Here is a 21,979-nt window from a genome sequence, read left to right on the forward strand (position 1 = left end):
ATGTAATGTCTAATTTTGAGTGCCTTACAAGATACCTAAAGTATTCAATGATCCTGGCTATAAATAGTCTTATACATAAAAAAACGCTTATCGACTTTTAATCGATAAGCGTTTTTTTGTGTCATTGAGCTTTACTAAAATGTTGTTACTGGTTAAACCAAACAATCATTACTTGGTTTTGCGTGGTGGCAGACCGGTATGTTGAGTTTGGAAGTTACCCTTGCTGACACGCTTTTTGGTATTTTTGCTGTCTGTATTTTTACCCGCAGCGCCTTGAGTAGAGGCATTGCTATTTGACGAGTTACTGTTACGCTTCACCGAGTCGTTACCCTGACGACTGTTCTTTTTACGTGCGGACTGATAGCTGTCTTGGGCTGCATCACGACCTTCTAAACTGGCGTTAAATGGTGGAATCAAGCATCCACGGTTTTTACCAATCAAGTCACTACGTCCCATGTCTTGCAAAGCTTTACGTAGCATTACCCAGTTTTTTGGATCATGATAGCGCAAAAACGCTTTATGCAGTTTACGCTGCTTGCCAGATTTGACAATATCCATGTCACCTTCAGCACGGCTCACTTTATGTAATGGATCTTTGTGCGTATGGTACATGGTAGTCGCTGTCGCCATTGGACTAGGATAAAATGCCTGTACTTGGTCAGCGCGGTAGCCATGGCTTTTTAGCCAAAGCGCAAGGTTCATCATGTCTTCATCTTTGGTGCCGGGATGCGCCGCGATGAAATAAGGAATCAGGTATTGCTCTTTGCCAGCTTCTTGGCTGTACTGCTCAAACATGGCTTTGAATTTATCGTATGAGCCCATACCCGGCTTCATCATTTTTGATAATACGTTGTCTTCTGAATGTTCTGGGGCAATCTTTAGATAACCACCGACATGATGACTGACCAACTCTTTGACGTATTCAGGGTCTTTTACTGCCAAGTCATAACGCAGTCCAGAGGCAATAAGAATCTTTTTCACACCTTTAATATCACGCGCTTTGCGATATAGCTTAGTCAAATTACTGTGGTCAGTAATTAGGTTTTCGCAGACGTCAGGATAGACACAAGACGGCTTACGGCAGTTCTTTTCAATCGTCTCATCTTTACAGTTTAGACGATACATATTGGCAGTTGGACCACCAAGGTCAGATATCACACCAGTGAAGTTAGGCGCAGTATCACGAATGGCTTCGACTTCACGCAGGATTGAGTCTTCTGAGCGGTTTTGGATAATACGACCTTCGTGCTCAGTGATTGAGCAGAACGTACAACCGCCGAAACAGCCGCGCATAATATTGACCGAAAACTTAATCATGTCATAAGCAGGGATACGCGCACCACCATAGCTTGGATGCGGCAGACGTGCATAAGGCAGATCGAACACATAATCCATCTCTTCGGTCGAGAGTGGCACTGGTGGTGGGTTCAGCCATACATCGATTGAAGTGTGCGAGTTACCCGCACCGCTACTATGACGCTGCACGAGCGCACGGGCATTACCCGGATTGGTCTCAAGATGCAAGATACGGTTGGCATGAGCATAAAGTACTGGGTCAGATTTGACATGCTCATAATCAGGCAGACGGATGACGGTCTCTTCACGTGGTGGCATTTTTAGCTTATGCTTGCGGGCGGTCATCGGCTTATTATTTCTGCCAGCGGCAGTATCAAAGCCGCGCATTTGCACCACTTGGGTATCGGTGTCTACTTGGTCGGCGTTGATAACTTTGTCTGTAACCGGCTCGGCCACAAAGCCTTGATATTGTGATGACATGGATGACATAGACGACGGCATGGCCTGCCCAACGGGCGAGTCGCTTGGTTTTTCTTGCTCAATTGAGCACTGATCGACATCTTCTGTCATCACATAAGGATTAATAATCGGATCCACACGACCGACTGTATCGACATCATTACTGGCGACTTCTGTCATACCTTTTTGCCAATGGCGGCGTGTCGGCGTCAACAGGTACGACGTACCACGCAGCTTACTCATTTGCTCAAAGCTATAGCCTTTTGCCAAGCCATGTACCACATCGACGATGGCGCGCTCAGCATTACCATATAATAAAACATCGGCACGCGCATCCATTAAGATACTACGGCGTACTTTATCTGACCAGTAATCATAATGAGCGATGCGGCGTAGGCTGCCTTCGATACCACCTAAGATGATAGGCACATCAGGATAGGCTTCGCGGCAGCGCTGGCTATAGACGATAGCGGCACGGTCAGGACGTTTATTGGCGACATTACCTGGAGAGTAGGCATCATCGCTACGAATCTTGCGATCGGCTGTATAGCGGTTGATCATGCTGTCCATGTTGCCTGCGGTCACGCCATAAGCATAAACAGGTTTGCCCAATTCCATAAAGGCGTCTTTGCTCTTCCAGTCTGGCTGGGCAATGATACCCACGCGAAACCCTTGCGACTCTAGCAGACGTCCAATGATCGCCATGCCAAAGCTTGGGTGATCGACATAAGCGTCACCTGAAACGATAATGACATCACAGGCATCCCAGCCTAGATCGTCCATTTCTTTGCGACTCATAGGCAGATATGGTGCAGGCTCGTAGCAGCTCGCCCAGTGTTTGTCGTAATCGTAAAGAGGTTTTGTGCCTTGTTTAAAGGCGGTGCGGGCGATGGTATCAGCTGACATGGGCGGACCTGTTGAATAGAAAATGGCACTAAAAAAAGCCGTTATTTATTAAAAATATTAACGGCTTATTTAAAAGTGCTCATTTTAACATGAATTCAACTCATGATGTCATAACGATTAGCGATAAGTCATTGATAGCGTAAGATAATCTATAAAAAAAGGCTTCCAAATTTTTAGAAACCTTTTTTATTTAACCCGTTATTCTTGATGTACCCTGTCATAAGTACAGAAAACTAACTACTCTAATAGCTGAAGTGGGAAAGTAACCACGTCAAACGCTAGGGCAAAAGGTAGCAATACGAGCTTTTGCGCCGTGTTTGCACCGCTACTAGACACATGGCTTTGCGTGGTTTCTGAATAAAAGCTCACCATATAAGGCTTAGATAAAGCGCGATAATTTGACTGAATCATGCTCAAATTACTGACTTGCGGATAGATAGCGCCTTTGACAGGGACGCTAAAACAAAAGCGTTGAGCATTGATGCGTTTGTCACTGGCTGAGGTACATTCTGTACCACCATTCTGTAAAAAGAACTGATAATCAGAACGTTTAAATTCGTCTTTTAACTTGGCATAAGAGAGCTTCATCTCTCCTTGGAAATACCCATCGTTGTTCGGCACATAAAAGTTCATATCGTTATCGACTTGGATGTTTTTAGGCGTCAAGCTACCTAGTAAGCTGATCATCTCTGTCCCACCTTGGCTCAGCACATAGCTGTTTTTCTCACCAACGATAACCATGGATGCATTTGGCATTTTTGGCAACGCTTGCGCAGGACGACCAAAAGCGATGATTTGATCTTCAGACAATACATTTTTTGTGGTACTCGTACTGCTATAACTGTCTTTTTCCAATAATGAGCTGGTGGCGCAGCCCGATGTTACGAGCAATGCTGCCAATGAGGCACTCATAATTACTGTTTTGGTATTGAATTTAGTTGATAGTGCAGTAGTGCGCTTGTTGCTAGTGCTTTTTGGTTTGTCTGAAGGTGTACCTTTATGCTGAGTCATGCTTTGGTTCCTTGTCTAAGATAAGTGACTATCATCAATCCTTTATAAATTGGATACGGTATCAGCTTTGCTGAGTCTACTATGTGTAGTGCTTGCACTCAGCTTTCTTGTTTCTTGTACCCAAATTATATTGAAATAGCTATATAAAATGTTTGGTTAGTGCTTATTATCAAACTTACGTTGATATATTACATGGTTTGGATATAACTTATCTACTCATCATTGAGATTCAATGATAAAAACAAGCACCTTATGGATATGTAACTCATCTGAGTATCACACCTTGAGTGCGCTAAAAATAGCTAAGATTTAACCAAAATGTATCAAGCAATTTACTAATATCTTAGTATTCTCTCTATGACTTTCCTAGTTTTTCTAACATTTATCTCATTGCTATCTCCGTTCTCACAGTGACCACACTTCAGTATTTTGTATGTCTCTGTCATAAATCAGTGGCGTAAGGGTAAATAGACACTGCCTGAATAAGTGAGTGTTTTTATCGATAATAGCCAGCTTTATGTTCTGATAAGTGAATGTATGTGGCACATGCTTTGCTTGCTCGTTATTAGGGCTGACTTATTTAGATAAGCTCATAACAGAATATAGTAATACAGATTATATAAATAAAACTATTGTTTGGAGATAAGTGAGTGAGGACATTACATTTTAGCTGGAATGAGATATTTGTTTTATGTAAGTCATTGTGCTCTAAAGCATTCCTAATCAGTGCTGTGATATATGGAACAATGGCTAGTGCAATGGCTGCAGAAGAGGCAACACTGACAGTGGCACAGCTACTTGAATATCAAAATGTTGCTTGGATTATATGGGGCGGTGTGCTGGTGTTTTTTATGCAGGCAGGTTTTGCTTTGTTAGAAAGCGGTTCGGTGCGTGCAAAAAACGCGGTTAATGTGATGATGAAAAACTATACCGATATGTGTATCGGTGGTTTGGCCTTTTATCTGGTGGGTTTTGGTTTGATGATGGGTAGCAATAACTCAGGGTTTTTTGGCACCGATCACTTTATGCCAGTCGCGTTGTCCAACATGGATTGGGCGTTGATGTTTTTCCAAATGATGTTTGCTGCAACTGCCGTCACGATTGCTAGTGGTGCTATGGCTGAACGTGTATCGTTTATAGGTTATGCGGTTGCTGCCTGCTTAATTTGTCTATTTATTTATCCTGTATTTGCCAGTTGGGTATGGGGTGGCTACTTTGGAGGCGCTGGTTGGCTAGCTGAGCTTGGCTTTATTGATTTTGCGGGCTCTACGGTTGTTCATTCGATAGGTGGCTGGCTGGCACTAGCAGGTATTTTGGTGATTGGACCAAGAATGGGGCGTTTTGCACCTGATGGTACGCCACGATTGATAGCGGGTCATAATATGACATTGCTAGCGCTTGGCGGCTTTATCTTATGGTTTGGTTGGTTTGGGTTTAATGCAGGATCCACCTTATCGATCACGGGCAATATCGGTTTAATTGCGGTCAATACTTTTGTAGCAGCAATCAGTGCTGTGATTAGTTATATGCTGATATCCAAAGCATTTAAGAAGGCTATTTTGCTTAGTGATAGTGTCAATGCCAGTCTAATTGGTTTGGTGTCTATTACTGCAGGGTGTGCGACGACGACGCCTATTTTTGCCGTCATTATTGGTTTGGTCGCTGCCGTGGTTTATATACTATCAACACAAGCTTTATTAAAGCGACAGATTGATGATGTGGTATCAGCGGTGGCTGTTCATGGCTTTGGTGGCGTATGGGGTACGCTAGCAGCAGGGTTATTTTATACCGATGACCTATTCAATCTATCACGTGTCGGTGTACAAGTATTGGGTGTGGGCATGGCACTTGTTTGGGGTCTTGGCTTGGGGCTTGTCATGTATAAACTGATTGACTTAGGCTTTGGCTTAAAAGCCAGTCGTTTACATGAGCAGCGTGGTCTTGACTATACCGAGCATGCAGAAATCGGTTATCCAGAGTTTCAAAAGCAAATGTTTGATGCTAAAAATTTAACAGAACGCCATTTATAGGAGAACAGGGATGAATATCGATACTCAATCAGTAAATCAGACTGTATCCGCGATGGCAGTGGTACTTGCAAAGTATCTAGATCCTGAAGAAGTGAGGCTGCTCACAACGCAGTGGCAACAGTACTCAAGGGTTTCTGTAAAGATGATGCAGCAGTGTATTCTAGAGGCAACGAGGCGTTATCCTGAGTTAAAAGAACATAAGTCTGATATTCGTAAAGGCTTTTGGGATACGATGACAGCAGATAATCTACAAGGAGTGACTACTACTGATAGTGATGATATTAATAAACAAGAGTCTACCAATGAGTCTGCTTTGGCTTTTTATACTGTGATTGAGGCAATAGGTAGTCAGTTAACGAAATCTCATAATCGTAATTTTTTTCATAATTTGCACCAAATGGTTGCAAGAGAACGCACCTTTAGAGGGCATACTGTCAACATTAATCAGTTTTTGGAAGGCGGTCGACCAGAGGTGCCTGATGCTACAGAACTTTTGAATCATATCGTTCAACTGGCTTATGTGTGTCTGTGTGACATGCTAGGTCCTGTTGATGCTGATGAAATACTGTTTCGGGTGGCAGATATTGCCAAACAAAGCCATCCGAAAGATATTGTTGAGAGGTTGTTTTAATTGATAATAGCCAATCAGTCCTTCAGGTAAGTGCTAGGGCGTGTCCTCAATTCAAACGAGTGTCCTCTAAATGGGCTAAAAATAGCTAAATTTTGCCAAACATTGTCAAATAGTTGGTCAATATCTCGATATTATCTGCACTGTTTTCCTCGTTTGACGGCAATTTATCTCATTTTTATCACCATTTTTAAAATGAGGACACGCCCTAGTCCAGCAATATCTTTGTGCCACTCTTGGTAAAGTTCATGACAAACTGGCTTTTAAAATTGCGTACGTTATTCTCGTAGGTCAGTAAATTTCTGGTAAATTGGTGATAGTCGCTCATGTTTTTGGCGTTGACCATTAACATAAAATCAAAATCACCAGATACTTCATAACAGCTCATGACCCGTGGCTGTGCTTCCATCAAGCGCTCGAATCGATGCTGCATCGAGGTATTAGAGCGCTCCATTTCTATCATCACTATAGCCGTTAAACCGTAGCCAACTTTATCAGGGTTTACGATAGCCACTTGCTTGGTAATGACGCCAGTGCTGGTTAACACCTGAATGCGACGCTGCGCAGTGGCGATAGAAACATGAACTCGTTCTGCCACGGCTTTGAGCGGCAGGGTGGCATCGTCCTGCAATAAATTTAAAATGGTTTTATCAATGTCATCTAAGGTATGGCTCATGGTTTGTCTCTCAATCTGAGTTTCTCTCAGCTTATGGTGATGTGCTCGAAAGTGTCTTTAAGATGCGAATACTCCCTAGGGCGTGTCCTCAATTCAATCGATAGCCATCTAAATGGGTTAAAAATGGCTAAATCTTGCCAAACGGCGTCAAATAGCTGACTAATATCTCGATATTATCTGCGCTATTTTCCTTGTTTGACTACAATTTATCTCATTTTTATCACCATTTTTAAAATGAGGACACACCCTAGACTAATAGTCATATTATCAGTATTACTCATAAGTTGATAAATAATTCATTTATTAACTATTATTATGATAAATTTATTCATATTAATACCTATAAAGAAATAATATATCAAAGCACCTGCGTAAAATAGACCGTATCAACCCAAAGCTAGCCGATTATATCGTTGAGCTAGCAGCTGATTGGTTTAATCTTTACTATTTTATGGTGCTGCTCATGTCTATTTCGATGTTATCTAATACGTTTGCTAATACAGTAAACACCATGGCTTCACGCTTGCCTTTGCATGCTATTTGGACAGCAGGTAGCACACAGCAGCGTACTTTAATATTAGGTGTGGTACTGGCTGTATTGTCTAATGTTTTGTTTGGCGTACTTTACGCATACAGTAGCTTTTTAGCCCCGTTATCAGGCACGCAAGTATTTATCTGGCGTATGTTAGCCATGTGGGCAGCACTTATTGGTTATTTGGTCATTAGCGGACGCTTAGGGTTGCATATTGATAAATTAAAAGCACTGCGTACGGTTAAGCAGTGGGCTTGGCTGTTATTACCGACGCCAATATTTCTCAGCCAGTTTTGGCTATTTATGTGGGCGCCAGTTAATGGCCAAGGTGTACAGACCGCAATGGGATACTTCTTGTTTCCACTCATGATGGTGGTATTTGGTTGTGTATTATTCGGTGAAAAACTCAGCAGGTTACAGTGGTTAGCAGTAGGCTTTGCAGCAGTGGGGGTTGGGAGTGAGATTGTACGTACTCAAAGCATATCATGGGCCACGCTTTGGGTATGCGGAACGTATCCTATGTATTATATTTTGCGTCGTCTGCAAGGTATCGGCGCGGTGACTGGATTGTTGGTCGACTTAACTATTTTTGTACCTTTTGCGGTCGCTTACTTGTTCTTTTTTGCACCCAGTAGTGTGGATTTGGTGAGTGGTTCTGGATTTTTTATCATGATGCTGATAGGGCTAGGTATATTAAGTGTGTTGGCGATGAAAACCAATGTAGATGCCAGTCAACTATTACCCGTCAATGTGTATGGCATGATGAGCTATTTGGAGCCTGCGCTATTGTTTATATTGGCAATTACGGTTCTAGGTAATCCTTTTGAGTCTTCAATGATATATAGCTACGGTCTAATTTGGTTGGGTATTGCTTGTCTGATTGCACATGGAGTGCGCCAACTACGCCGTGCGCGCCGCGATATAAAATCGGCAATACAAGAACAAACCGCTTAAGAGATTCAGTAAACGTTGACCGTACTGTATAAAAGATAAATGAGAGAAAAACCAAAAAAGGCTGATTCAAAATTATGCTGAATCAGCCTTTGCGTTTAGATTAAATTTAGTTCGTTTAAGGGAGCTATCGTCAATTCAATTTAGAGGTGGTACAAGGTAACTGAGCGCAGATGTATATAACATACTTCAAGCGAAGTTAACGCTGTAACACCTTTATAGTAGATTTGACTATATTAATCCAAATGTTGCTTAAAGCCGCGCTGCTTATCACGTTCCCAGTCACGGTCTTTTAAGGTTTTACGTTTATCATGCTGCTTTTTACCCAAAGCAAGACCAATTTGGCATTTCACCAGTGAGTTTTTCCAGTAGCAAGACAACGGCACACAAGCATAACCTTTTTGATTGATTGCCCCAGAGAGTTTCTCGATTTCACGGCGGTTGAGCAGCAGCTTACGAGTACGAATGCTGTCTGGGCTAACGTGCGTTGAGCTAGATATCAGCGGCTGAATGTGCGCCCCAAACAAGAATGCTTCGTTATTGCGAAATATCACATAGGCTTCGGTAATCGTCATTTTGCCAGCACGAATGGCTTTTACTTCCCAGCCTTGTAGGGCAAGACCTGCCTCAAATGATTCTTCAATAAAGTATTCATGGCGTGCCTTTTTATTGGCGCATATCTGATTGTCAGGCTTTTTTGATTTCTTTGACATGGTTTCCTCGTAAGGATTTCTAAGGACAATATCGTGTCCTCACTTATAATTCCTCATCCTGATCCGCTTGTTCGGCGTGTTTTTTATTTAAAAATAAGCAGGATGAGTCGAACCAACCATTGTAGCAAAGCCTTTGTTAAAAATGTAAGTCAGCTGTTAGGACAAATGTAGCAGATAAGTGTTAAATGCAGACAAAGTTTGTTAGCATATGCAATAATCTTAACGACTATATTAGCCCTGCCATGAGCCATCCTACTACCAAATCTCGTTTGCACACCAAAATTTTATATCCCGGTACTTTTGACCCCATTACCAATGGTCATGTCGATTTAGTCACACGTGCCACCAAGTTATTTGACGAGGTAGTGATTGCCGTTGCTTCAGGGCATCATAAAAAACCATTGTTCGACTTCGAAGAACGTGTCGCCCTAGTCGAAACCGTATTCGCTGATTTACCACAAGTATCCGTGGTCGGATTTGAGGGTTTGCTCGTCGAATTTATGCAAGCGCAAGGTGCTAATGCTGTTTTGCGTGGTTTACGGGCTATGTCAGATTTTGAGTATGAGTTTCAGCTAGCCAATATGAACCGTGAGCTTGATGAAAACTTTGAGGCGGTCTTCTTAACGCCTGCGCCGAACTATTCCTTCATCTCATCGACCATGATTCGCGAAATCGCCAAGCTTGGCGGTGATGTCACTAAGTTTGTACCCACCTGTGTGTCTGATGCTTTTACAAAAAAACTGATAATTTAGCATCATATCGCCTTTTAATAAGCGTGTAACCACAGCATATAAGCTAGAAATAAAACCGTGAGGAGCAGTTTATGGCGCTATTGATTACTGATGAGTGCATCAACTGTGATGTGTGCGAGCCTGCGTGCCCTAATGAAGCCATCTCAGAGGGTGACGATATTTACGTCATCGACCCAGACTTATGTACCGAATGTGTTGGGCACTTTGACGAGCCGCAGTGCGTGGTGATTTGTCCGATTGACTGTATTCCGCATGACCCTAACCATGTTGAATCGCAAAGTGATTTGTTGTCTAAATACAAACGTATTACTGGTCAATAGCGCTTTCATACATGATTGATGAGATCTAAATCTACGATGTCTTAGGGAAAAGACAATGACAATAAATATTGCTCAAGAGATCAGTGATTTTGATCAGCAGCACCTTTGGCATCCATATGCCAGCCTGCCACCTACTTATCCAAATATCGTTATTGATCGTGCCGAAGGTATTTATATCATTACCGAAGATAGCACGCATCTTATTGATGGCATGTCATCGTGGTGGGCAAGCGTACATGGCTATAATCATCCAAAATTGAACGACGCTATTACCAAGCAATTGGGTAAAATGGCGCACGTGATGTTTGGCGGCTTGACGCATCAACCTGCCATCGATTTGGGCAAAAAATTACTGTCTATCGTACCTAAAGGCTTAGATGCCATTTTTTATGCGGATAGTGGCAGCATCGCGGTAGAAGTCGCTTTAAAAATGGCGTTGCAATATCAAGTGGCAGCCAATCGCCCAAACAAAAAGCAATTTGCCTCTACACACTCTGGTTATTATGGTGATACGTGGCATGCCATGAGTATTTGTGATCCTATTAATGGTATGCACAGTTTATATGGTAAACAGTTGCCAATGCAGCACTTTGTCCCAGCACCAATGTTAGGTTTTGAGCGAGCTTTAACAGAATCTGATCGCGCTGCACTAATAACATTTTTTGATAAGCACAGCGATAAGTTGGCAGGGTTTATTATCGAACCCGTTATTCAGGGCGCAGGCGGTATGCGTTTTTATAGTCCTGACTATTTGCAACTGCTGCGTCAACTGTGCGATGAGCACGATGTACTACTGATTGCTGATGAAATCGCCACTGGTTTTGGTCGCAGTGGTAAGCTATTTGCGTGTGAGCACGCTAATATTAGCCCGGATATTATGACCATTGGTAAAGCGCTGACTGGCGGTTACATGACGTTTGCCGCCACGCTATGTACGCGCAAAATTGCTGACACTATCCATAATAGTGACTATCCAGCACTCATGCATGGTCCGACTTTTATGGGTAATCCATTGGCGTGCGCTGTCGCGTGTGCATCGATTGATTTGATCATGTCTTATGACATTGAAGCGCTTACTGCAAATATGCAACGGACTATGGAGCAGCAGTTAGCACCGGCTTTGCTGCTAGAGGGTGTTGCTGAGGTACGTTGTTTGGGTGCTGTCGCTGTGATTGAGTTACATGACGCTGTTGATATGCCCATCTTTCAGGCTTTATTGATTGAGAATGGTATTTGGGTTAGGCCATTTGGTAAATTAGTATATATCATGCCGCCTTATGTGATTACTGATGACGAGCTGATTAGGTTGTGCCAGATGCTACTGAAAGTGGTGCGGATGTATTTAGACAAACGAGGTCAGCCATGAGTGTGCTATTTGTTTCAGGTATCGATACCGATATCGGTAAAACTTATGCCACTGGTATGATTGCCAAATCATTAATGCAGCAAGGCATCAACGTCATCACTCAAAAGCTAGTACAAACGGGCGTGACGATGAATATCGATACTGGCGAGATGGACATTGCTGACGATATTATTACTCATCGTCAACTAATGGACATTTCGCTACAGCCCTGTGATCTTGATTTTACCACTTGTCCTTATCGCTATGAAAAGCCTGCATCACCGCACTTAGCGACTCGATTATCAGGACAGGTGCTAGATTCTGAAGTGATCACTAATGCTACCACACGATTGCAAGCGGAGTATGACTTGGTATTACTAGAAGGTGCTGGTGGGTTGCTCGTACCAATAACGGAGCAGTTATTAATTTTAGATTATATTGCTACTCAAGATTATCCGGTTATTTTGGTCACTTCTGGTCGTTTGGGAAGTATCAATCATACGTTACTGAGTTTAGAAGCAATAAAAGCACGTGGGTTACCTGTACATAGCGTTATTTATAATCATCTTCATGACGATACTGACAATACCGATGCCGAAATAGCGAACGCTACTATCGATTTTTTACAAAGCTATCTAAAGCAGCATTATCCAACAGCGCATTGGCTACAGTTGCCTGTCATAAAAACAAATGAATTAAATAACAATAAAAGCGCTTCAAAAGATTCTTATCTCACCTTGCCAAAAAGGTTTGTTTAAGTTGTTTTCAAGCCATTTTTTTTAGAGCTACAAATAACCTTAAATGACATTCCCAATAAGTCAATATGTTTGCTATACTAGCGCGCTTGGTAGACTAGGCAATCGCCGCTGCATACTGGCAACAGACATGCAGGGGAGGAAAGTCCGGGCTACATAGGGCAGCGTGCCAGCTAACGGCTGGGCAGGGTAACTTGACGACCAGTGCAGCAGAGAGTAGACCGCCCCGCGCAAGCGAGGTAAGGGTGAAAGGGTGCGGTAAGAGCGCACCGCGTGAATGGCAACATCTCACGGCATGGTAAACTCCACGCGTAGCAAGACCAAATAGGCATCGGCATGGCGCGGCCCGCGTTCGATGCGGGTAGGTTGCTTGAGCGTATTAGCGATGATACGCCTAGAGGAATGATTGTCCACGACAGAACCCGGCTTATCGGTTTACCAAACCTTTTTTAATGGTCTAAAAAATATTAAAAGCTCACTATTGATTGTTAATGGCTGTTTCTTAGTATTAGGCTAAATTATTTGGAAATAATGCTCATTAGGGGTTGACGACAGTCATCTGCTTGGGCATAATACCCAACCTAAAATGGCGATGTAGCTCAGCTGGTTAGAGCGCATGACTCATAATCGTGAGGTCAAGAGTTCAAGTCTCTTCATCGCCACCATATATAGGTACTTTGTTTATTTTAGTACCAGCTAAAAACCAATCTTTCGAGATTGGTTTTTTTTTGCCTAAAATAAGCGACTCGAATTTATACTTGATAGACATAGTCAGTAAACTACTAAATCTCTATTGTCTTGAAAGGTACTAGGGCGTGTCCTCAATTCAATCGATAGCCATCTAAATGGGTTAAAAATGGCTAAATCTTGCCAAACGGCGTCAAATAGCTGACTAATATCTCGATATTATCTGTGCTATTTTCCTTGTTTGACTACAATTTATCTCATTTTTATCACCATTTTTAAAATGAGGACACACCCTAATATACAGTTCGGCTTCTCTATAGCCGTTTCAGAGTTCTTTGACTGTAGCTAAGATGAATTTTTGGTTTTGTTGATGATGCGTTATAATTACCTACCGATTTCTTACTAAATCATAGGTTTATCTGTTCCGGTACAGATTAATTGTTGTAACTTATGTCGCGCTTACTTATCATAGTGGCTGTTTTCGATAAAGTTCTGTAACGTCATGTCTGTACAACTACCTCCTTATCGTCCTATCAAGCATCGAAGCGGCCTCAAAGTCATGGGTGCAGCCTTTCATGCTTTATTGATGCGTGAGCTACAAACCCGTTTCGGTGGCTACCGTTTGGGTTATTTATGGGCGCCACTCGAAGTATTATTTCAGGTGCTTATATTTTTAGTGATTTTTGGTGCTATCAGAGAGCGCTTAGTACCAGGAATGGACTTTTCCTTGTTTTTAGTAGCAGGAATGGTGCCTTTTCGCATGTTTCAAAAAATAGCGACAAGAGCGTTAGGCGCTGTTGAAGCCAACAAAGGCTTATTGATGTACCGATCCATTCGCCATATTGATGTGATCATAGCTCGCTCGTTCTTGGAATTGGTCATTTATTTTTTTACATCTATATTATTATTATTGGGTTTGGCTTTTTTTGATATATATGCCAGCTTAGAGAGTTTACATATTGTCCTATTTTGTTGGATAACGCTTTTTATATTTAGTTTTGGTGTTGCTCTCATTATGATGGTTGTTGGTTACTATGGTGGTGAAATCAGTAAAGTAATAACGATTGTATTTACAATACTATATTTCACATCAGGTATTATTTATCCAATTCATATTATTCCTGAGCCTTATTTTAGCTATCTTTTATACAATCCCTTTATTCATAATATTGAGCTTATGAGACATGCATTTGCTCCTAACTATCCTGTATATCATATTGATATAGGCTATTTTTTGAAATGGATGTTTGCGGTAAATTTTTTAGGATTACTGCTCTATAAATATGCTGAGCGTGACATGATTCGCTCTCGTTAGATGTAACCATATAAGCTATATAAAAAGGTAAATAAGTGATTGAAGTGAGAAATGTTTCTAAGTCATTTATGACCAAGAAGGGTCGGCATTATCTGTTTAAAGATTTAAATCTGACTATTGGTGATAAACAAAGTGTTGGTTTGCTTGGTCGTAATGGTGCGGGTAAGTCAACCTTGCTACGCATTATATGTGGTCTTGATCAACCAGATCATGGAGAGATTATTACTGATTCGACGATTTCGTGGCCAGTCGGTGTGGCAGGTGGTTTCCAGGGTAGCTTGACGGGCCGTCAGAATGTTCGTTTTGTTTGTCGTTTATACTCAAGCGGCCCTTATATTGATGAAAAAATCAGATTTGTCGAAGAGTTTGCAGACATTGGTAGCTATTTTGATATGCCAGTCAAAAGCTATTCGTCAGGGATGAAAGCGCGCTTAACCTTTGGGCTAAGTTTGGCCTTTGATTTTGATTATTATATGCTCGATGAAGCGGGCGCTGTCGGTGACGCTGCGTTTCGTAAGCGTAGTGAAGAGATATTGGCTGCGCGGCGTGAACAGGCAGGATTTCTAATAGTGTCGCATAATATTGGTGATATTAAGCGAAATTGTGATATTGGTATTGTGTTAATGGATCAAACAGCACATGTCTTTGACGATACAACAGAAGCGATTGAAGTTTATGAAAAGCATATCCACAAAGCAAAAAAGTAAAGTCGTTAGCTTCTCGCTGTTCATTGGCTTGGTGATTATCCCTTGGGTATTAGTGATATCTTATGTCATGATATTTGCCCATCCACGATATACGTCGACCGCTAATGTAGTGGTCAAACAAGTTAGTGATACCAACACGGCATCAGGTGGCGGTTTGTCAGCTTTGTTAGGTGTGAATAGCACTAGCAAAGAAGACGCAACTTATTTGACAGAATATATTTTGTCAAACGATATGGTGAAACGTCTTGATAAAAAATTCAAGTTTCGTGAGGCTTATCACGTTGATGGTTCAGATCCAATCAATGAGCTTAGAGCTGATGCCACGCAAGAGGAGTTGCTTGAGTACTTTAAAAAACGTGTCCATATCAACCTAGATGAACAAAGTTATATACTTTCAGTATCGACAGAAGGGTTTGATTCAAAGTATGCTTTTGAGCTTAATAAAACTATTTTGGATGAATCTGAACAGTTCGTAAACCGTATTTCACAAGAGGTCGCTCAGGATCAGTTGGTGTTTGCAGAAACACAGTTGGATGAAGCAGAAGAACGCTTAAATGAGACCAAAGAAAAGCTATTAAATTATCAAAATGAAAATGAAATTTATGACCCAGAAGCTAATGCGCAAATCGTTAATCAGCTGATTGGTAGCTTACAAGCTCAGTTGAGTTCATTACGTACGGAAGAGCGTCAGCTACTCAGTTATCTGAACCCAGATGCACCACAGGTGGTGTCATTAAGAAGTCAGATTAAAGCGATTGAGGAGCAAACACGCCAAGAGCAAACCAAATTAACCTCACCGAATACCACCAAGTTAAACCGTCAAGCCGTACAGTTTGAAACCATCAAAGCCGATGTCGAGTTTGCAACTGAGTTGTATAAATTGTCGTTATCATCACTTGAGACGGCACGTTTAGAAGCTTTTAAAAAGATGAAAAATCTGATTGTTATTTCTACGCCTTATGAAGCTGAAGAAGCATTATATCCACGCCGAGGTTACATCATTTTGACATCTCTAGCATTGCTGTTGATATTCTACGGGTTTGTGCGCTTAGTAATGGCAGTGGTTCGCGACCATCGCAGCTAGTTTTGATAAACCAGATATCAGTACTGATCGATAGATCAGCAAAGGAATAAAACGCATGAATACGAAACCACGTTCTATCGTGATAATGATCAGTTTGGCTATGATAGCAATGAGCACGCCTGCGATGGCAGCAAGCAGTGATGCTAGCCAAGTTACAGAGTCTAGCTTTGGTACTAGTAATAATACTATCAACGCTTCAACACAAGCATTTTCTGGCGGTGTACCTGCTCAAGCAACCACTCAAGAAGCGGTGAATGCGGCGAGCTTACCCAGTCAGTCAGTGATTAATACCACTCGTCCTTATCAAGATATCGATACTCAAGATATGATGTTTGGTGAGCAGTTATTTCGTGGCGCATTTTCGACCACTTCTGGCTCTACTTTTAATGACAGCTATGTGATTAATCCTGGTGATAATGTCCAAGTCAGGATGTGGGGTGCTTATCAATATGCAGCGACCACAACGGTTGATCCACAAGGTAATATTTTCTTGCCAAATGTAGGTCCAGTACGTATCTCTGGTGTACAAAATGGTAATTTACAAAACGTAGTTCAAAGCGCTGTCAGTCGTATTTATCGTTCAAACGTTGGTGTTTATGCTTCGCTAGAGCAGGCACAGCCTGTTAAAGTGTTTGTCACCGGTTTTGTCAAGCAACCTGGTTATTATGGTGGTTTGGCTGCAGATTCAGTATTGTCTTATCTAGATAGAGCGGGTGGTGTTGATCCAACTCGTGGTAGTTATATTGATATTCAGATCAAACGTAATGGTCAGCTACTACAGCAAGTCAACTTATATGATTTTTTATTGGCTGGTAAGTTGCAGTCATTCTCTTTTCGTGATGGTGATGTAATAACCGTTTCGCCGCAAAAGAAAACTTTTGAAGTGAGTGGAGAGGTTCAAAACGAATATACCTTTGAGTTTGACGTAAATGACTTGACGGTTGGTGATGTATTACAAGTGGCTAACCCAGCTGCAAATGCCACCAATGTTAGCATTACTCGTAGTGCAGGACGTGCACAGACGGCAGAGTATTACTCGTTAACTGAGGCGCAAAATATCCCTGTCTATAATGGTGATCAGATGGTCGTAACATCAGATCGTTATGCGGGTACTATTGCTGTGCAAGTGAAGGGTTCACACACAGGAAACGGCGCGATGGTTGTACCTTATGGTGCTCGTCTAAAAGATATTATTCCGCAGTTACAACCGAGTTCACTAGCCACGCTCAATAACTTAACCATTTACCGTGAATCAGTTGCGGCGCAACAAAAAGCCATGATTAATGAGTCGCTTGATCGTTTAGAAGAGATGACGCTCTCTACTCAGTCGACCACTCGAGAAGAAGCGGCACTGCGTCAAGATGATGCGGCTTTGGTAAAAGAATTTGTGGCCAAAGCACGTAAGGTAGAGCCTGACGGTCGGATTGTGGTTGTACCAAATTCTTGGCAAGATATTATTTTGCAGCAAGGTGATATTATTGAGATACCTGCGCAAACCTCTATCATTACTGTAAACGGACAAGTGCGTGCTCAAGGTGCACTAACTTTCAATGCTGATTACACGGTTGGTGACTATATTGCGAGTTCTGGTGGCTTTGGTGATAATGCTGATATGGAAGATATTTTAGTGGTTCATCAAAATGGAACACATGAAGTGGTTAATACTGCTTACCGTATCCAGCAGGGTGATGAAATTATGGTATTACCAAAAGTCAAAACTAAGCGTGTAGAAATCGCTCGTGGTATCACTCAGGTGCTTTATCAGTTGGCCGTTGCAGCCAATGCTGTGTTTTAACTATCACGCTTAAAATTGTATGTATAGATTGATGTGAAATAATAATTAAAGGTATCGAGAATGGCAAAAAGCGTAGCAGATGAAATCAAGCTGTCAGTTGCATCTGATAATGCGCTATTTTTGCCATCAACCCAGCGTGGAATACCTAAGCGATTGGCAGTCATTGGAAAGGGAATGCGTCAAAATAATATGCTGTTATCGGAAGTCCTACAAGCGGATATTAAACGCTGGTATCCGTGGTCAGGATTAACATATCGTTTCGCTAACCGTAATAGGTCTTTGTTGCCGTTTTCAAATGTAGAAAAACAGACGTCTTTTTATTCATCAAAGTCATTACCCGATGCCTTTATCGGATGGGGACATAAGAAAAGTTATCAGCGTGCTAATAGAGTTGCCACACGGCAGAACCTTGCCGCTTTAAGTATCGAAGATGGTTTTTTGCGCTCTTTAGATTCAGGTACCAGTAGCCGTCATGGTTTGAGTGTGGTGGTTGATGACATTGGTATTTATTTTGATCTGGCAAGTAGTTCACGTCTCGAGCAGCTGATTGTTGAGCGTACTAAAAATGTGACTACTACTAATCGTTATAGAATAGACGAAAAGCGTGCTCAACAACTAATAGCACGTATCTGTGATGAAAAAATCAGCAAATATAACGCTATACTTGACTGTCCATTATTAGAGGATTTAGTTAGACAAGAGGATTCTCATACAGTCAAAAATGCTCCGCAATCACATGTTTTACTGATTGATCAAGTGGTTGGTGACGCTTCTATTAAAGGTGCTGGTGCTAATAAACGTCAATTTAAGCAGATGCTTAAAGCAGCTTGCCGCAATCATCCTAATGCCCATATTTGGATAAAAGCTCATCCTGCGTCAAAATCAGGATATCTCACCAGTCTTAAACTACCCGAAAATGTTCGTTTATTAACTCAATCACTCAATCCTATTGCTCTATTAGAACAAGTGGAACATGTCTATACGGTCAGCTCACATATGGGTTTTGAGGCGTTGATGCTTGGTAAAAAGGTGCATTGTTTTGGCGTCAATTGGTACAGTGGTTGGGGGCTTACTGACGATAGTGGCGCACCGAAACGTTTGCTTAAAAGGGTTGTACAACGCCGTCAAGCCTTTGCGAGTACTTCAGTAAAAACCAAGAAAAAATTGCGTTCAACCTTATTGTCTGCGGTGTCTAATACAACGCTCAATACTACATTAGAAACCCTATTTTATAGCGCTTATATTGATTATAGCCGCTATGTAGATCCAGTAACCAAACAGGCGTGTGAGGTTGGAACGGTGATTGACTGGTTGGTGACCAATCGTCATTGGCAGTCTCGCCTTGACGGTAACTTGACGGTATATGAATTTAGCCGCTGGAAGTTGCCTTTCGTGAAAGATTTTGTTGATTTTCCGCGCACGACATTATTTATCAAACCAAAGCCACGTTTAAAAAACTTGCTGCATCCAGACCATTTTCGGGTCAACTATCAGCAGCCCCTACTCGTATGGGGGCTGGCCAAACGCCAGCAAGTACAAAAAAAACGACAGTATCAACGGGCGGAGCAGCCTGATATTTACTGTATGGAAGATGGGTTTATTCGCTCAAATGGTTTGGGAGCAACCTTACTAGCACCGTTATCGGTAGTGATAGATAGGCAGGGTATTTATTATGATGCCACTCAGCCTTCAGATTTAGAGACATTGTTGTGCAATTGCGAGTCATTGACGCCATATCAAATTAAAAGAATAAAAGCGCTTCAAGACAAATTACTGATGCAGCGAGTGAGTAAATATAATGTTGGTGCTGATATTGCTAGCGTTGATAGCAAACAGAATTCGTGGATGCAAGTGGCAAGGATATCTGAGAAACGCCGTATCCTTATTATTGGTCAAGTAGAAGATGATTTATCGGTTCAATACTGCGGTTCAACAATCAAAACCAATACAGATCTGATTGCTCGGGTATGTCAAGACAATCCTAATGCTTATCTCATTTATAAGCCACATCCTGATGTGGAAGCAGGGCTAAGAGCTGGTAAGGTGTCAGAATCATGTTTGCATCATGTGCAAGCGGTTGCGTATGATACGGCCATGCCTGATTGTCTAGAGTGTGTTGATGAAGTGCATACTATTAGTTCATTAACAGGTTTTGAGGCATTACTTCGTGGCTTGAAAGTCACTTGTTACGGCTTACCTTTTTATGCTGGCTGGGGCTTAACGACAGATATTGATGCGCAGTTATCACCAAAAGCTAAATATTTAGAGAGACGTAAACGAGACACAGCGTTGACGCTTGAGCAACTGTTATATTGTGTGCTTATCCGTTATCCACTATATCGCCTGCCAAATGGCTATGGGCTCGCGCAAGTAGAGCAGGTCATTAATTATTTGTACCCATCTAAAAATACCGATTGTCCTGAAGACTTTTGTAGTGAAGCATCCCAAGCCAAAATAGCTGGCAATAGAAATCATTCAATCGTGACCGTTACCTCCGTTGTATCGACAATGGCTACAGGGTTTAAACGCCGTGCTGCTATACGTTTTATGCAGCAGCGTCATCAATGGCAGCAGCTTATACGTAAAGTATCTCGTTAGAGCCTTACATAAATCCTGTACGACAAACATTGGGCTTTTCGGTATAATCATTTGTAGTTTCTGTGTCGTGACACCCTAGCTACCTTTCCCGCTTTTATCTTTTATTCTTCAATCAATGGTAATCCAGTACTATGGCAGCTTCGATGTCTTATTTGCTTACTCATCGACACGTCTTGCTACTACAAGGAAAGATGGGTGGGTTTTTTAATCGCTTTTCAACATTCTTACAGACGCAAGATATCAAAGTTAGCAAAATTAACTTTAATGCAGGCGATGCTTTTTTTTATCATCATGATAATACTTATGAATATACTGGAACATTAGCGCAGTTTTCGGCTTGGTTACAGGTGTTTATTAAAGATAATGCTATTGATGCAATTGTTTGTTTTGGCGATTGTCGTCCACATCATGCACAGGCTGCCTGTGTTAGTGAGCAGTTAGATATATCTTTTTTTGTACTTGAGGAGGGCTATCTGCGTCCGGACTATATTACCTTGCAAGAACATGGTATTAATGGTTATTCGCGTCTAAATATAGCTGACATTAAAGCACTGAAAAAAGCCAATGACCAACCACTATATACACACAATCGTTTTTATCGTCTGAGTATCGCTGCTATTGTTTATTATATTGTCGCTTGGATGTACAAAAGCCGCTATCCACATTATTCACATTACCGCGGTATGACAGCATGGCAAGAGGCGATGGCTTGGATAAAAGCACCGTGGCGTAAGTTACGGGGTTACTTTCCTGATAAGCAACTACAAAGTAAGCTAACTAAGCAAGAGAGTCACAACTATTTCTTGATTAGCTTGCAAGTGCATAATGACTCACAGATTACGCACCATAGCGACTATAGTGATGTGGTGCAGTTTATAGATGAATCTATTGCAAGCTTTGCAAACTATGCTGATAAGCAACAGATGCTGGTATTTAAACATCATCCACTAGATAGAGGTCATCGAGATTATCGTGAGCTGATAGCTAGCCTAGCGGTGAGATATCAAGTGACGCACCGTGTTTTTTATGGCTGTGATATGCACCTGCCTACCTTGATGAAACATAGTATTGGAATGTTGACTATCAATAGTACGACAGGGTTACAGTCGATTTATCATAAAAAACCCACCAAGATCATGGGCCGAGCAATTTACGATACTCCTAAGCTAACAGATCAAAAACCATTGAATGAATTTTGGCAATATCCTAAAAAACCAGACAATGAGTTTTATCTGCGATTTCGTGAGTACCTGATAGAGCAAACGCAGCTAAACGGTGCTTTTTATGGTAAATCACCATGGACATACAAGTATCTGAATCAAGAAGATAGTCAGTCTATAGAGACGGATGTTTCGAAATCGAACCCATCTCAATAGAGTTTGGTTTTGATTGTTGATGCAGATTCATGGTCGATTGTGA

At 41.7% G+C, this 21,979-nt stretch carries 17 protein-coding genes, 1 tRNA gene and 1 other RNA gene; 15 read left to right on the forward strand and 4 right to left on the reverse strand.

Going from position 1 to position 21,979, the window contains the following annotated elements; genetic code table 11:
* Positions 1-168: 168 nt before the first annotated feature.
* Together ACT3QP_RS08180 and ACT3QP_RS08185 are read right to left on the reverse strand one after the other, a co-directional pair.
* Entirely contained in the window at positions 169-2,661 is a 2,493-nt protein-coding gene (locus ACT3QP_RS08180; RefSeq protein WP_444525125.1) for a YgiQ family radical SAM protein, read from the reverse strand.
* Between the two features lie 237 nt (positions 2,662-2,898).
* Complete coding sequence (locus ACT3QP_RS08185) at positions 2,899-3,672, reverse strand: hypothetical protein (RefSeq protein WP_442069716.1); 774 nt, start codon at positions 3,670-3,672, stop codon at positions 2,899-2,901.
* Positions 3,673-4,430: 758 nt separating this feature from the next.
* Here ACT3QP_RS08185 and ACT3QP_RS08190 point away from each other — a divergent pair.
* Positions 4,431-5,702: an ammonium transporter gene (locus tag ACT3QP_RS08190; RefSeq protein WP_225739138.1), complete on the forward strand. Its 1,272-nt coding sequence runs from the start codon at positions 4,431-4,433 to the stop codon at positions 5,700-5,702.
* Between the two features lie 10 nt (positions 5,703-5,712).
* The gene (locus ACT3QP_RS08195) at positions 5,713-6,333 is read left to right on the forward strand and encodes a hypothetical protein (RefSeq protein WP_444525126.1); all 621 of its coding nucleotides are present in this window, start codon (positions 5,713-5,715) and stop codon (positions 6,331-6,333) included.
* A gap of 205 nt (positions 6,334-6,538) precedes the next feature.
* Here ACT3QP_RS08195 and ACT3QP_RS08200 read toward each other — a convergent pair whose 3' ends face one another.
* Positions 6,539-7,006, reverse strand: coding sequence for an Lrp/AsnC family transcriptional regulator (locus ACT3QP_RS08200; protein WP_444525127.1), 468 nt, complete (start codon positions 7,004-7,006; stop codon positions 6,539-6,541).
* Positions 7,007-7,469: 463 nt separating this feature from the next.
* Between ACT3QP_RS08200 and rarD the strand changes: the two genes are divergently transcribed.
* Positions 7,470-8,492, forward strand: a complete 1,023-nt coding sequence (gene rarD / locus ACT3QP_RS08205; protein ID WP_444525128.1) for an EamA family transporter RarD — start codon at positions 7,470-7,472, stop codon at positions 8,490-8,492.
* 233 nt (positions 8,493-8,725) lie between these two features.
* On the opposite strand, the gene smpB is transcribed toward rarD, so the two are convergent.
* Positions 8,726-9,202 carry an SsrA-binding protein SmpB gene (gene smpB / locus ACT3QP_RS08210; RefSeq protein WP_444525129.1) on the reverse strand — a complete coding sequence of 159 codons (477 nt, stop codon included), beginning with the start codon at positions 9,200-9,202 and terminating at the stop codon, positions 8,726-8,728.
* 242 nt (positions 9,203-9,444) lie between these two features.
* Between smpB and coaD the strand changes: the two genes are divergently transcribed.
* The 12 genes from coaD to ACT3QP_RS08270 all read left to right on the forward strand — a co-directional run bounded on the left by coaD (position 9,445) and on the right by ACT3QP_RS08270 (position 21,936).
* On the forward strand, positions 9,445-9,954 hold the full coding sequence (gene coaD / locus ACT3QP_RS08215; protein ID WP_444525130.1) for a pantetheine-phosphate adenylyltransferase: 510 nt from the start codon (positions 9,445-9,447) through the stop codon (positions 9,952-9,954).
* 71 nt (positions 9,955-10,025) lie between these two features.
* Complete coding sequence (locus ACT3QP_RS08220; RefSeq protein WP_444525131.1) at positions 10,026-10,274, forward strand: YfhL family 4Fe-4S dicluster ferredoxin; 249 nt, start codon at positions 10,026-10,028, stop codon at positions 10,272-10,274.
* 55 nt (positions 10,275-10,329) lie between these two features.
* On the forward strand, positions 10,330-11,640 hold the full coding sequence (gene bioA, locus ACT3QP_RS08225) for an adenosylmethionine--8-amino-7-oxononanoate transaminase (RefSeq protein WP_444525132.1): 1,311 nt from the start codon (positions 10,330-10,332) through the stop codon (positions 11,638-11,640).
* Positions 11,637-12,377 carry a dethiobiotin synthase gene (gene bioD / locus ACT3QP_RS08230; protein ID WP_444525133.1) on the forward strand — a complete coding sequence of 247 codons (741 nt, stop codon included), beginning with the start codon at positions 11,637-11,639 and terminating at the stop codon, positions 12,375-12,377. The genes bioA and bioD overlap by 4 nt, the downstream gene beginning before the upstream one ends.
* Before the next feature lie 86 nt (positions 12,378-12,463).
* Positions 12,464-12,820, forward strand: an RNA gene (gene rnpB / locus ACT3QP_RS08235) — RNase P RNA component class A.
* 142 nt (positions 12,821-12,962) lie between these two features.
* Positions 12,963-13,039, forward strand: a tRNA-Met gene (locus ACT3QP_RS08240).
* Between the two features lie 581 nt (positions 13,040-13,620).
* Positions 13,621-14,376 (forward strand): ABC transporter permease, encoded by a 756-nt coding sequence (locus ACT3QP_RS08245; RefSeq protein ID WP_444525143.1) that lies wholly within the window; start codon positions 13,621-13,623, stop codon positions 14,374-14,376.
* 68 nt (positions 14,377-14,444) lie between these two features.
* Positions 14,445-15,083, forward strand: coding sequence for an ABC transporter ATP-binding protein (locus ACT3QP_RS08250; protein ID WP_444525134.1), 639 nt, complete (start codon positions 14,445-14,447; stop codon positions 15,081-15,083).
* The gene (locus ACT3QP_RS08255) at positions 15,052-16,167 is read left to right on the forward strand and encodes a capsule biosynthesis protein (protein WP_444525135.1); all 1,116 of its coding nucleotides are present in this window, start codon (positions 15,052-15,054) and stop codon (positions 16,165-16,167) included. The genes ACT3QP_RS08250 and ACT3QP_RS08255 overlap by 32 nt, the downstream gene beginning before the upstream one ends.
* A gap of 55 nt (positions 16,168-16,222) precedes the next feature.
* Positions 16,223-17,962 carry a polysaccharide biosynthesis/export family protein gene (locus ACT3QP_RS08260; protein WP_444525136.1) on the forward strand — a complete coding sequence of 580 codons (1,740 nt, stop codon included), beginning with the start codon at positions 16,223-16,225 and terminating at the stop codon, positions 17,960-17,962.
* A gap of 60 nt (positions 17,963-18,022) precedes the next feature.
* The gene (locus ACT3QP_RS08265; protein ID WP_192992072.1) at positions 18,023-20,560 is read left to right on the forward strand and encodes a capsular polysaccharide biosynthesis protein; all 2,538 of its coding nucleotides are present in this window, start codon (positions 18,023-18,025) and stop codon (positions 20,558-20,560) included.
* Positions 20,561-20,703: 143 nt separating this feature from the next.
* Positions 20,704-21,936 (forward strand): capsule biosynthesis protein, encoded by a 1,233-nt coding sequence (locus tag ACT3QP_RS08270; protein WP_226945091.1) that lies wholly within the window; start codon positions 20,704-20,706, stop codon positions 21,934-21,936.
* Positions 21,937-21,979 lie beyond the last annotated feature (43 nt).

Origin of the sequence: Psychrobacter sp. AOP7-B1-24 (genome assembly GCF_052376215.1) — a bacterium.
Taxonomy (GTDB): Bacteria; Pseudomonadota; Gammaproteobacteria; order Pseudomonadales; family Moraxellaceae; genus Psychrobacter.

Bases quoted from the DNA above. Each gene is read 5' to 3' on its own strand.
- ACT3QP_RS08270 (WP_226945091.1), top strand. From the start codon at position 20,704: ATGTCTTATTTGCTTACTCATCGACACGTCTTGCTACTACAAGGAAAG.
- bioA (WP_444525132.1), top strand. From the start codon at position 10,330: ATGACAATAAATATTGCTCAAGAGATCAGTGATTTTGATCAGCAGCAC.
- ACT3QP_RS08250 (WP_444525134.1), top strand. From the start codon at position 14,445: ATGACCAAGAAGGGTCGGCATTATCTGTTTAAAGATTTAAATCTGACT.
- bioD (WP_444525133.1), top strand. From the start codon at position 11,637: ATGAGTGTGCTATTTGTTTCAGGTATCGATACCGATATCGGTAAAACT.
- ACT3QP_RS08255 (WP_444525135.1), top strand. From the start codon at position 15,052: ATGAAAAGCATATCCACAAAGCAAAAAAGTAAAGTCGTTAGCTTCTCG.
- smpB (WP_444525129.1), bottom strand. From the start codon at position 9,202: ATGTCAAAGAAATCAAAAAAGCCTGACAATCAGATATGCGCCAATAAA.
- coaD (WP_444525130.1), top strand. From the start codon at position 9,445: ATGAGCCATCCTACTACCAAATCTCGTTTGCACACCAAAATTTTATAT.
- ACT3QP_RS08190 (WP_225739138.1), top strand. From the start codon at position 4,431: ATGGCTGCAGAAGAGGCAACACTGACAGTGGCACAGCTACTTGAATAT.
- ACT3QP_RS08185 (WP_442069716.1), bottom strand. From the start codon at position 3,672: ATGACTCAGCATAAAGGTACACCTTCAGACAAACCAAAAAGCACTAGC.
- ACT3QP_RS08265 (WP_192992072.1), top strand. From the start codon at position 18,023: ATGGCAAAAAGCGTAGCAGATGAAATCAAGCTGTCAGTTGCATCTGAT.
- ACT3QP_RS08195 (WP_444525126.1), top strand. From the start codon at position 5,713: ATGAATATCGATACTCAATCAGTAAATCAGACTGTATCCGCGATGGCA.
- rarD (WP_444525128.1), top strand. From the start codon at position 7,470: ATGTCTATTTCGATGTTATCTAATACGTTTGCTAATACAGTAAACACC.
- ACT3QP_RS08220 (WP_444525131.1), top strand. From the start codon at position 10,026: ATGGCGCTATTGATTACTGATGAGTGCATCAACTGTGATGTGTGCGAG.
- ACT3QP_RS08260 (WP_444525136.1), top strand. From the start codon at position 16,223: ATGAATACGAAACCACGTTCTATCGTGATAATGATCAGTTTGGCTATG.
- ACT3QP_RS08200 (WP_444525127.1), bottom strand. From the start codon at position 7,006: ATGAGCCATACCTTAGATGACATTGATAAAACCATTTTAAATTTATTG.
- ACT3QP_RS08180 (WP_444525125.1), bottom strand. From the start codon at position 2,661: ATGTCAGCTGATACCATCGCCCGCACCGCCTTTAAACAAGGCACAAAA.
- ACT3QP_RS08245 (WP_444525143.1), top strand. From the start codon at position 13,621: ATGGGTGCAGCCTTTCATGCTTTATTGATGCGTGAGCTACAAACCCGT.